At 51.8% G+C, this 10535-nt stretch carries 10 protein-coding genes and 1 riboswitch; of the genes, 4 read left to right on the forward strand and 6 right to left on the reverse strand.

Annotation, left to right across the window (positions count from 1 at the left end; translation table 11 throughout):
- The first annotated feature begins 356 nt into the window (after positions 1–356).
- Positions 357–683: a YtrH family sporulation protein gene (locus B2633_RS17075; protein WP_483171871.1), complete on the forward strand. Its 327-nt coding sequence runs from the start codon at positions 357–359 to the stop codon at positions 681–683.
- 562 nt (positions 684–1245) lie between these two features.
- Here the strand turns inward: B2633_RS17075 and B2633_RS17080 are convergent.
- The 6 genes from B2633_RS17080 to B2633_RS17105 form a co-directional block, all read right to left on the reverse strand.
- On the reverse strand, positions 1246–2097 hold the full coding sequence (locus tag B2633_RS17080; RefSeq protein WP_483171872.1) for an ABC transporter permease: 852 nt from the start codon (positions 2095–2097) through the stop codon (positions 1246–1248).
- 5 nt (positions 2098–2102) lie between these two features.
- The gene (locus B2633_RS17085; protein WP_483171873.1) at positions 2103–3029 is read right to left on the reverse strand and encodes an ATP-binding cassette domain-containing protein; all 927 of its coding nucleotides are present in this window, start codon (positions 3027–3029) and stop codon (positions 2103–2105) included.
- A gap of 2 nt (positions 3030–3031) precedes the next feature.
- Positions 3032–4093, reverse strand: a complete 1062-nt coding sequence (locus B2633_RS17090) for an ABC transporter substrate-binding protein (protein WP_483171874.1) — start codon at positions 4091–4093, stop codon at positions 3032–3034.
- A 134-nt stretch (positions 4094–4227) separates the two neighbouring features.
- Positions 4228–4373: riboswitch (cyclic di-AMP (ydaO/yuaA leader) on the reverse strand.
- 285 nt (positions 4374–4658) lie between these two features.
- On the reverse strand, positions 4659–4760 hold the full coding sequence (locus B2633_RS17095) for a class I SAM-dependent methyltransferase (RefSeq protein WP_483171883.1): 102 nt from the start codon (positions 4758–4760) through the stop codon (positions 4659–4661).
- Positions 4730–4915, reverse strand: a complete 186-nt coding sequence (locus B2633_RS17100) for a hypothetical protein (RefSeq protein ID WP_483171875.1) — start codon at positions 4913–4915, stop codon at positions 4730–4732. Before B2633_RS17100 ends, B2633_RS17095 begins: the two co-directional genes overlap by 31 nt.
- Positions 4916–5079: 164 nt before the next feature.
- The gene (locus B2633_RS17105) at positions 5080–7014 is read right to left on the reverse strand and encodes an endonuclease MutS2 (RefSeq protein ID WP_483171876.1); all 1935 of its coding nucleotides are present in this window, start codon (positions 7012–7014) and stop codon (positions 5080–5082) included.
- Positions 7015–7614: 600 nt separating this feature from the next.
- On the opposite strand from B2633_RS17105, the gene B2633_RS17110 reads away from it, so the two are divergent.
- The 3 genes from B2633_RS17110 to B2633_RS17120 all read left to right on the forward strand — a co-directional run.
- Positions 7615–8820, forward strand: coding sequence for an efflux RND transporter periplasmic adaptor subunit (locus B2633_RS17110; RefSeq protein ID WP_483171877.1), 1206 nt, complete (start codon positions 7615–7617; stop codon positions 8818–8820).
- Between the two features lie 3 nt (positions 8821–8823).
- Positions 8824–10041 carry an ABC transporter permease gene (locus B2633_RS17115; protein WP_483171878.1) on the forward strand — a complete coding sequence of 406 codons (1218 nt, stop codon included), beginning with the start codon at positions 8824–8826 and terminating at the stop codon, positions 10039–10041.
- A partial coding sequence (locus B2633_RS17120; protein WP_483171879.1) for an ABC transporter ATP-binding protein occupies positions 10034–10535 on the forward strand: 502 nt, incomplete at its 3' end. The genes B2633_RS17115 and B2633_RS17120, both read left to right, overlap by 8 nt.

Genomic DNA, 10535 nt, shown 5'->3' on the forward strand with positions numbered 1-10535 from the left:
CCGGGAGTTCTCACACGGTCTGACGTTCTTTTTGCTTCCCGCTCCCGCTTCTCATGTTTTCCTTTGCTCGTCCCATCTGTCACAGGTCCCGAGCTGATAAAAAGTACCGCCCCCACTTGGCATTTTTTCGCCCTGTGGGGGTTCTTTCATTAGCCAGTTTCCCCGGAAACGAAGAATATAGCCCCGCGCTCATTCCCGCAAAACCAGTCTCCAGGTCCGCAGGCTCAATCACAGTTTGACGTCCCATGCTTCGTCATGACCCTTCAAGCGGGCAGAAGAACCCATGCCTGGGGTTATTAGAATCCCTGCTGCTGAATATATTAAGGCAGGACTCAAGATAAAACGGAGCTAAGAACATGACTGCTTTCTCCCACAAGTCAATATTGATATTCTTCACTGCTATGGGCATAATCCTGGGCGCCTCGTTACTGGGCTCTTTTGCCGCTGTTCTAATCAAGGAACCACCTATGAGCACCATGCTTAAACTAGCCCGGGAAATCAAGATTTGGGCTATTGTAGCAGCCATAGGAGGGACTTTTTACACCTTCGAGATAATAGAATCCGGGCTCTTTAAAGGAGAGGTACGACCCTTAGTCAAACAACTGCTGTATATTTTTTTCGCCATTGTAGGCACTCAGGCCGGGTATTACTTGATTGTCGTTCTGGCTGGTAAAGGCAAATGAAATTATTCATTTTCTGGGCGGCTGTGTTTATCCTGGGGATGCTGGCTGGTGCATCTTTGAGCACCATAATGATCGGTTCGCAAATAGATGACTTACATATAGAAAATATATCCTTGCGGGATAATCTTCAAACCCTGGAGAAACAGATACAGCAGCTGCAAGAAAAGCCCCAAAAGAGGATAGTGAGCAGAATTGATACCCATGTAGAGTTTGCTGATGAAAGTGATTTTAATGATATCGAAGAAAGTGTCATTAGGCTGACTGTAGAGAAATACATTCGTGAGTGGCTGAACCCCATACTGGGGCAGAATGTGGCTGAAGTCAACTATCTGCTCATTCCCGGCATAATAAACCGGGAAATAGAGACTGATAAGAATGTGGTCTTACTGAGGGTAGAGATGGTAGTCATATCCGACACAGTCAGTATTTATGTGGTAGTGCAGCCAGCTCCAAGCCATGGTGATACAAATGTCGATGTCCTGGGAAGCAGAGGGGGAAGCAAAAGAACCGGTCTCTTGCTTCTCCCCGGAAAAATCCCTGTACTTCCTGCCAAATGCTCCATTTATCTCTGCGGCGGTTCCCAGCTCTTGGCGGTAGCCTGTGATATACGGTCGATCACAATAGCCAGGACCACAATGGCCCATCCGGCTTCAAAGCCTTTTCCTGCCGCAACGCGATTAGTGGCCTTGAGCACTTCTTCGCCCAGACCGCCGGCTCCTATCATACTTGCGATGACCACCATGGATAGGGCCAGCATAGTGGTCTGATTGATCCCCGCCATTATACTGGGCATGGCCAGGGGCAGGCGCACCTCTTTGAGCATTTGCCATGGCGAGGCGCCAAACACCAGGGCGGCTTCCTGTATGTCATTGGACACCTGGCGAATGCCCAGGTTGGTAAGCCTCACAACCGGAGGCAAAGCATAGATCACCGTGGCGAAGACCGCAGGTACTTTGCCCAACCCGAACAACATCAGAGCTGGAATAAGATAGACCAGGCTGGGCATAGTCTGCATGGCATCCAGCACCGGGGTTATTAAGCCGTTGAAGCGTTCAGAGCTTGACATGGCAATGCCCACGGGGATGCCGACCAGCAATGAAATCAATACCGCCACCACAACAATGCCCAGTGTCTCCATAGCCACTTCCCACAGCCCGAACATGCCGATGCTAAAAATGAGTACTCCGGGCAAGAGAGTTTTGTAGAAGCTTCTGGTGAGGCGCCAGGAGATCGCTGTGACTATTATAATCCACCCCCACCAGGGGACCCATTTCAGAATGTGTTCGATTTCAAGCAGCATGCTCAACACCAGGGCGGATACAGCGTCAAAGAAAGGTCCCCAGGATTTCACCATCCATTTTACCGAACTGTCAATGTAGGGTGCTAAATTATATTGCCATGATTCAGGAAACATTGTTTTCACCTCCCAGTGGGTACAGGCACGGGAACCGCTGCCACACCGGACCGGGGCTGCTTGACGGCGCGTTTATGCCTGGGAAACACCTGATTGCTGCTGCCCGGCAGAAGCGAATTGGCATCTTGAACAAAACGCTCCACGTATTCGTCAGCGGGATTGCTCATCACTTCCGCCGGAGTGCCTTGCTGCAAAAATTCCCCGTTCCTCATCACCGCCATGGTGTCCCCCAGGCGAACGGCTTCGCTCAGGTCATGGGTCACGAACACGATGGTGCGGTTGAGCTGCTTTTGCAGATTGATAAGAGTATCCTGCATCTCCCGGCGGATTAAGGGGTCCAGGCCGCTGAAAGGCTCATCCATCAAGAGCAGACCGCTGTCTTGAACCAGCGCCCTGGCGATGCCGACCCTCTGCCGCATACCGCCCGAAAGCTGCGCCGGATAATAATTTTCCCAACCGGTAAGCCCCACCTGGGCGATGGCCTGCCTGGCCAGATCTTCTCTTTCACGGGGTGCTACCCCGCACAATTTCAAACCAAAAGCCACATTGTCAAGGACATTGCGATGAGGCAGCAAACCATAATGCTGAAACACCATAGCCGTTTCATGGCGGCGAAAATCGATGAGCTCTTTCTTGCCCAACTGTAAGACATTGCGGCCATTGACCTTGATTTCCCCCCGGGTGGGTTCTACCAGGCGGGGAATGCAGCGGATCAGGGTGGATTTACCGCTGCCCGACAGTCCCATGATGACAAAAACCTCACCCTGCTTCACTTTAAATGATATATTGCGTACTGCTGCCACAGCACCGTTATTTTGCAGCTGCTCAACGGCCTGTGCATCTTCCAGGTCAAGATCCGCGGCCTGTTTGCCGAACACTTTCCATAAATTATTTACTTCCAGAAGGGTATTATGATCGTAGTTTTTTATCATGGCTACTTCACCTCTTTTAGGGCTTGTTCCACCTTCTGGGCAGCTTCCTCGGTAACCCAGCTCTTCCACCGCTCCGGGTACTTTTTCAAGAAATAGATGGCGGCCTCATCGGCTTCGGTGTCGTTTTCCTGCATATAGCCAAGGAAATCGTTGTTTTCAGCCAGTGTGGTCTGGTATTTGGAAACCAGTTCCACCACTTCGGGAGCCCTGTCTTTGAGGCTGGAGTGAACCCCCTTTAATACTTGCGCTGCCGGGAAGGCACAGCCGATATTATTGGGATCATTGTATACTTCCGCATTATATTCAGGCTCTTCCAGCATGGTCATATCCAACAGGCCCATTACCCAGGTAGGTTCCCAGTAATAGCCCACCCAGGGCTGACCCTTTTCATAGGCGGTCAGCATGGAAGTGGCCAGGGCGGTATCGGAACCGGTGCTGAAAAGGTTAAATGTCTTATCTAATCCGTAGGTCTTGAATTTGGTTGCATTGGTTTGAGTTACTGCCCATCCGGGAGGACTGGTGTGGAATCGCCCTTTAGTCGGCACTTCAGCGTCTTTGAAGAGATGCCAGTAACGGGGCAGATCAGAGACCGATTTTAAATCGGGCGCTACTGCCTTAATGCCACGCTCAGGGTCGCCTTTTATCATATAGGTGGGCACATACCAACCCTGGGGAGCGTCAGGGAAATTTTGCCCCAGATCCAACACTGCTCCGCTGGAAACCGCTTCATTCCAGGGCTCTTCGTAATTGTCTTTCCAAATCTCCATGGTTATATCAATGTCACCTTTGCTCATACCCTGCAACAAAGGCAGGGTCTCGCCAAAGGTATACTGCGGTTCGGGATAGCCATAACCATGCTGCAGGATAAAGCCCACGATGCGGTTGTGCACTTTAACGCTATCCCATGATACGTCGGCCAATACCAGTTTTTCCTTTTGACCTTCAGCGCCGGTGTTGCTGCCGCTTCCGCCACAACCCACTGCGAATAATCCAAATGCAAACAATAGTGATAACAGCAAAAGTCTGACTGTAATCTGGCCTGAAAAAGATTTAATTGTGTTCATGGATACCTCCTACCGGCCTGAAGCCACGGCAAGCGGAAGAGAGCTCAAGAAAGGAGAAATATACATATGAAGCATAATCGAAAAGGAAAAGTAGGATGATAAAGGGCAGCTGCAGGGGGCAGCATGCTTAACATCTGAATTCCCAATCTGCCTACGAGGTTAGCTGACGGGCTCGGGCCTGGGTTAGCCCTATTCCACAACCGATATAGGGTTAATGAAAACTCGCCCCATAAAATGGTTCCCCCGTGTCTCGACTCCGAGGCTTCGGCCTATTTTAGTCTTTAATTTCGATGACTTATAAATCAGCGGATGATGCTTTCTTGGCACCACCAAGCGGACGCGATTACTTCGTCAGATCATCACTCCTTTCAGAATATAGGACTTTACATACAAATATGAAACCAAGTCCCCTACAGTAAAAGCTGTGCTACTGCAGTGCCATTGATATGGTGAGAAAATCGACTGTATCAAGTTTAAATGATAAATGTGGCAGAAATGAAGCAAAACTGAGACGCAAGCTTCGCCGCCCGGGCTAAAAAGCCGATAATCAGGGATCTGTAGGCCATCAAAATATTTTGGCCAGCATTTCCGCGGAGATGTCCATACCGGTGACCTGCATACCCATAAGGGCCAAATCTATAGCATAAATCCCGGTGCCGCAGCCCAGGTCGAGAACAGTTTCCCCGAGATGCGATCCATGGACTTTAAAACCATCTCTCTTTCCAAATCGTGAACAGTACTGCCGACTTCATCTGTATACCACTTGTCGTACTCGGCGGCGATTGCATCAAATATCTCGGCTATTCTAAATGCCCTCCCCAATTTGTCATACTATTAATTGTAGCCTGAGGAAGCGAAGCATGTGGACGTTCTTTTACTTCCTTCCACTCTTCAAATGACCGGCAGGCCAATATAGGGAATAATCTTGACAGGCAAGAAGCTTCTAGCGCCGTCATAATCGTCTTCGCTTTCCGGGCGGATGATATTCATTTTTCATTGTCTCCTTCTTTAGTAATTGCCACATTTCCCTCCACATGCCGTTTTCCCATGAGGTGTCTGGCTTTGCGGTTGGCCACGCTGTCAAATATGATGGAGAAATCATAGTCTTCCGGATAAAGCTCACTGGCGGGCACAAAGAGCTTAATGCGCTTGTGATTGACCAGCCTTTTTTGGCCTTTCACCTGTACGCCGATTTCCCCCTTTTCATTGGAACGAGCGTAAACGATACCGATTTCCTTGCGCGGATAGACAAACACGCTGTCTCCAATGTTGAATTTATCGCGGTGAGACTGTATTTCAGGCTCCGGCTCCTCTTGTTTGACGATCCTGGGCGGTGTGGCGGCGGCCCGGTTGGGGGTTGAGTTGTTCTGCTGCGCCGCTGACCGATGCTCATCGGTTTTGCTGCCGTAGGCGGCCTGGTGGGCGCGTTGCAGCATTTGCCGGGGCATCCCCAGTCTTTCCGCAATATGCAGCGCGCAGCTTTCACCGGCTTCCCCGATTTCAAGCTGATAGAGCGGCATCAGGCTTTCCTTGTCAAAGGTCATGCGGGCGTTTACCAACCCGGGCTTCATGCTCGCATATTCTTTTATCTCCGGGTAGTGGGTGGTAACCACAAACAGGCATCCTTTGGCGCCGAGCTCATCCAAGATCGCAATGGCCAGCCCCATGCCTTCGGTGGGATCAGTCCCGGAGCCAAGTTCGTCCAGCAAGACCAGGGATTCTTGATCGGCCTGCTTTAAAATAGCGATGATGTTCCTCATATGCGAGGAAAAGGTGGACAGGTTTTCGGCTATGCTCTGCCCGTCGCCAATGTCGCACAAGACCAGATTGTTCAGGCAAAAGTCGCTGACTTCATCGGCGGGGACGTGCAGCCCGCTCTGCGCCATCAGAGAGAGCAGCCCCACTGTCTTAAGAGCTACGGTTTTGCCGCCGGTGTTGGGCCCGGTAATGACCACTCCCTTATTATCCCCGCCGGCCTCAAAGTTCAAGGGCACTGCGGAATCCCGGGAAATCAAGGGATGCCTGGCATTCTCCATGCGAATCCTTCTGGCGGTGTTCATGCCGACCGGTGATGCTTTCATCAAGATGCTGAGCTTGCCTTTGGCGAAGAGGAAATCGAGTGTTTCCATGGTCTCGATATTGTGCTTGATCGTTGCAAGATTACCGCTGATCAAGGCCGTCAGCGAGTACAGGATGCGCCTGATTTCGCTGTCCTCTTCAATTTGCAGGGCGTATAGCTCCGACTGCAGTCTGCCTACCGATGCAGGCTCGATGAAGCAGGTTCCCCCGGTATTGGACATCTCGATGACTGTGCCCGCGACATCCTTCTTGTGTTCGCGCTTCACCGGCAGAGTATAGCGGCCGCTTCTCATTGAGACAAAGCTTTCTGAGAACCAGGCTTTGTTTTTTCGCAAGAGGGATTCCAGCTTGGCTTTGATCTGATCGTTGGTCACAACTATCTGCCTGCGGATATCACCCAGCCGGGCCGATGCCCTGTCATCCACCATGCCGTTTCTTATGCAGCGCTCAATTTCGTTTTCCAGCTCTGCCAATTCGTCTATCGATCCCCCGTACCAGGCGATATCCGCATCGGTTGCCTCGGCTTTCTTGAGATATCTTTTCATCCTCCGGCAGGATGCCAGGAAGGACAAAACCTGCATGATCTGCTCGGGCACTAGCATGGCTTCTATGGCGATCAGGTTCATGACCTGGTGCAGTTCCGCCATTGATGAAAGGGGCGGTGTCCCGATCTGTTCAATAATGCGCCTGGCCTGGGTGGTTTCATCCATCCATAGCTTCACTTGGGCCTCTTTTAATGATGGCGCCAGTTCCCGGCAGCGGTTTTTGGCGGCCGCGGACAATGCGTTTTCGGCCAGTTTTTCCAGTATTTTATCAAATTCAAGGGCGGTGAAATTATCCATTGGGACCTCCTCATAAAAATGAAATGCCCGCCAGAGATAGCAAACCTGTAATAGTCAGAATGCTCCCTGCGGGCCAAAACCTCAATATACAAAAACTGCGCGGCAAGCACACCTCGCCACGCATCTATTATTATCTAAACATAGATTGAAGCAGTCTGTCAGGTATGTTTTTCAAAAGGGCAGCACAAAATAAGGGAAATAACCCGCCATGCAGCGCCTTTTGCAACTATATCTAGTTGAGAACCACCATAACAGACAGAACGGACATCAACACGCCACCTTTTAATAATATACGTTATCAGCATAAAACCATTTTATGCTGTTGTCAATAGAACTGGATCCCGACTGACAGTATCGACCTTTTGTCGCCGGAATTAAGTTTCCCCGCCCTCAACAGAAGCATTGACCCCAGTTGGAAAGCAGAGCGGCGTCTTAATGTTTTCCAACCGGTTTCCCGGCAGTATGATCGCAACCGGCCAAAGCCCCTTCACATTTCAATATGTGCAAAAAAGGAACCTCTCCATTTGGCAGGGTTGTGTTAGTATAATCACAGCAAGAAATATAGTTAATGTTATTGACCAATAACTGGAAGAGCACGCTATGAAATTCACCGGACAACCTAAAAAAGCCGTCATTTACGGAGCGGTTATTCTGCTATTGGCTTGGGCAGCCTACCATGCCTTGAGCCCGGCCAGGGTTCCGGCTTATGTAGTGGTAAAACAGGACTACGTTCCCTCATTACTGCTGAGCGGAGAGGTCATCGCCGAGGGGAGCACCCTGCTGTCCAGCCTGAGTTCAGGCAAGGTGATCGATTGTCCCGTCGCCGTCGGCGCTAAAGTGCAAAAGGGACAATTGCTGGTGCAAATCGACGATTCACAGGCGCGTGTGAATAAAGACCGGGCTGCCGCCGCCATGCAGCTGGCCAGTTTGCAGCTGCAAAAATCCGCCACCGTCACTTACGAAGAAGCCCGGGCTAGCAGCGTTCAGGCCGACCTGGCCCTGGAACAGGCCCAACAGGAGTTGCAGCGTATTCAAGTTCTGGCTGAAGCCGGAGCGGTCAGCCGTGCGGAGTTGGAACAAGCCCGGCGCAATCACACTGTGAGCCGGGAACTGGCCCGTTCCGCCCGGGCCGCCATGGAGGCCCTGCAGCAGAGCGGCTCCAGTATCGCCATTCTTCAGGCCGAGTTGCAGCAGCGCCAATTAGACCTGGCCGAGAAAGAACTGTTGCTGGAGCAGTTCAGAATCCTGGCCCCGGCGGACGGATCGCTGTTGGATTTATATGTTCGCCCCGGGGAATTGGTTTCAGCCGGAAATAAAATTGCTTTATTAGCCGCCGGAGATGGATTGAGGATAAAAATCCAGCCAGATCAGCGTTATGCTGAAATGGCTGCATTGGGTAATCAAGCTCAGGTATGGCTGAGCAATGCGGCCGCTGCTAAATGGGAGGCCGAGGTGGTCTATGTAGAGCCCAGCGGTAATGCTGAACAAGGCTCTTTCACAGCTGAATTGGGGTTTTCCGGTCAGCTGCCCCCGCTGTATCCGGGACAATTGCTGTCGGTGCAGCTGTTCGGTCCGCTGCAAGAAGGAGCCATCCTCCTGCCGGACAGCTATTTGACGGTGGAGAACGGGCAAAACGGGGTATGGCTGGCCATAGACAACCGGGCTCATTTTACTCCGCTTCAGACCGGTTTGAGAACCGAAGCCGGGATTGTGATTACCGAGGGACTTAAAGAGGGTGATCTGGTTTTGCAACCGGCTGATTTGAAGGAAAACATGAAATTGTCCCCACAGCAGGGAACGGTATAGGCTATGAAAAGCAGTTTTTGGTTTGAAATCAGTTTGGCCCGGCGCTTCCTGGAGGAGAACAAAGCTCAAACCATGTTGATCGTTTTGGGCATAGCCATCGGGGTGGCGGTGATGGTGTTTTTAAGCGCCCTGATAGACGGCCTGCAGGCCAATCTTATCCAGAAAACCGTGGGCAGATCGGCTCACCTGGTGGTCGGCAGCGCTGATTATGGGGCGGCCAACGCCAGCCGGGCCCGGGCAGAGCACCGGGTTTTGCTGCAGGATAATACCCAACAGAACGTAGCCCCCATGGTGGAATGGCGCAATGTGAGCGCTGCCCTGGCTGCCGACAGCCGTATTGAAACCGTGCTGCCGGTGGTGGAAGGCTCGGGATTGATCCGGCGCGGTCAGGCCGATTGCGCCATTGTTCTGCGCGGCTTTGATCTGCAGCGGGGCGACCGCATCTATGATCTCAGCAATTCCATTATTGCAGGGAGCCGGAATGCGCCTGACGGGGCTGTGCTGATTGGCAAAGATCTGGCTGAAGATCTGGGCATAACCGCCGGTGACCCCATACAGCTCGAACTGTCCGGCCGGGAAGCTCTAAGCATATTAGTTGACGGCGTTTTTGACCTGGGAATGAGTGCCGCCAATCAACGCTGGCTGGTCATGGATCAACGCCAGGCGGCGGCCCTTCTGGGTACCGGGGATCGAATCACTTCCATAGAAATACAGGTGAAGCAGGTTTTTGAGGCGGAAAAGCTGGCCCGGGAATGGGAGACGCATCTGCCGGGATATGAAATAGAAAGCTGGCAGGAGAGCAATGCCTCGATGCTGTCGGCTTTGAGCAGCCAGAGCAGTTCCAGTTATACCATTCAATTTTTTGTGCTTTTAGCCGTTACTTTGGGGGTAGCCTCGGTGCTGGCCATCAGTGCGGTACAGAAATCCAAACAGATCGGGATCTTAAAAGCGATGGGAATCCGCACCAGCAGTGTGGCCCGGGTATTTGTGTTTCAGGGTATGACTCTGGGTCTATTGGGAATATTATTGGGCTTCGGCTTGGGCCTGGCCATGAGCAAGGCTTTTATTATTTTTGCCCGACAGGATTACACCTTACTTATGAAACCGCTCACTTCCGCGATAATAATACTGACCACCATGGTGGCAGCTACATTATCAGCCTATCTGCCCGCACGCAAGGTTGCTCAGATCAATCCCATCGAGGTGATCCGCAATGGCTGAGGTATTGATTAAGGCCCGCGGTATCGTCAAGGACTTCGGTGAAACGGTCAAGACCCGGGTTCTGTTTGGCATTGATCTGGAAGTCCGGGCCGGTGAGTTCGCTTCCTTGATCGGAGCTTCCGGTTCCGGTAAAAGCACTTTGCTAAATATTATCGGCGGGCTGGACCGGCCCACTGCAGGTCAGGTTATCATTGACGGAACTGACTTGGGAAGTCTGGATGATGACGGGCTGGCCCTTTTTCGCAATCAGACCATGGGCTTTATTTTCCAATCTCATTTTTTGCTGCCGCAGTTCACCGTGCTGGAAAATGTTTTGATTCCTTATCTGATTTATGCCGGCCGGGCCACGCCTGCGGCGGAAAAACGGGCCCTGGAGCTGCTGGACAGAGTTGGGTTGAATCATCGCCGCGACCAACGGGCCAATGCCATCTCCGGCGGTGAACAACAGCGGGCCGCCATCGCCCGGGCCTTGATCAATCAGCCCCAGATGATTC

Origin of the sequence: Syntrophomonas sp. UBA1041 (assembly GCF_002316705.1) — a bacterium.
GTDB lineage: Bacteria > Bacillota > Syntrophomonadia > Syntrophomonadales > Syntrophomonadaceae > DTU019.

What these genes read in the sequence shown, in the direction of transcription:
- B2633_RS17085 (WP_483171873.1), bottom strand. Translation starts at nt 3,029, where the DNA reads ATGATAAAAAACTACGATCATAATACCCTTCTGGAAGTAAATAATTTA.
- B2633_RS17115 (WP_483171878.1), top strand. Translation starts at nt 8,824, where the DNA reads ATGAAAAGCAGTTTTTGGTTTGAAATCAGTTTGGCCCGGCGCTTCCTG.
- B2633_RS17075 (WP_483171871.1), top strand. Translation starts at nt 357, where the DNA reads ATGACTGCTTTCTCCCACAAGTCAATATTGATATTCTTCACTGCTATG.
- B2633_RS17110 (WP_483171877.1), top strand. Translation starts at nt 7,615, where the DNA reads ATGAAATTCACCGGACAACCTAAAAAAGCCGTCATTTACGGAGCGGTT.
- B2633_RS17090 (WP_483171874.1), bottom strand. Translation starts at nt 4,093, where the DNA reads ATGAACACAATTAAATCTTTTTCAGGCCAGATTACAGTCAGACTTTTG.
- B2633_RS17080 (WP_483171872.1), bottom strand. Translation starts at nt 2,097, where the DNA reads ATGTTTCCTGAATCATGGCAATATAATTTAGCACCCTACATTGACAGT.
- B2633_RS17105 (WP_483171876.1), bottom strand. Translation starts at nt 7,014, where the DNA reads ATGGATAATTTCACCGCCCTTGAATTTGATAAAATACTGGAAAAACTG.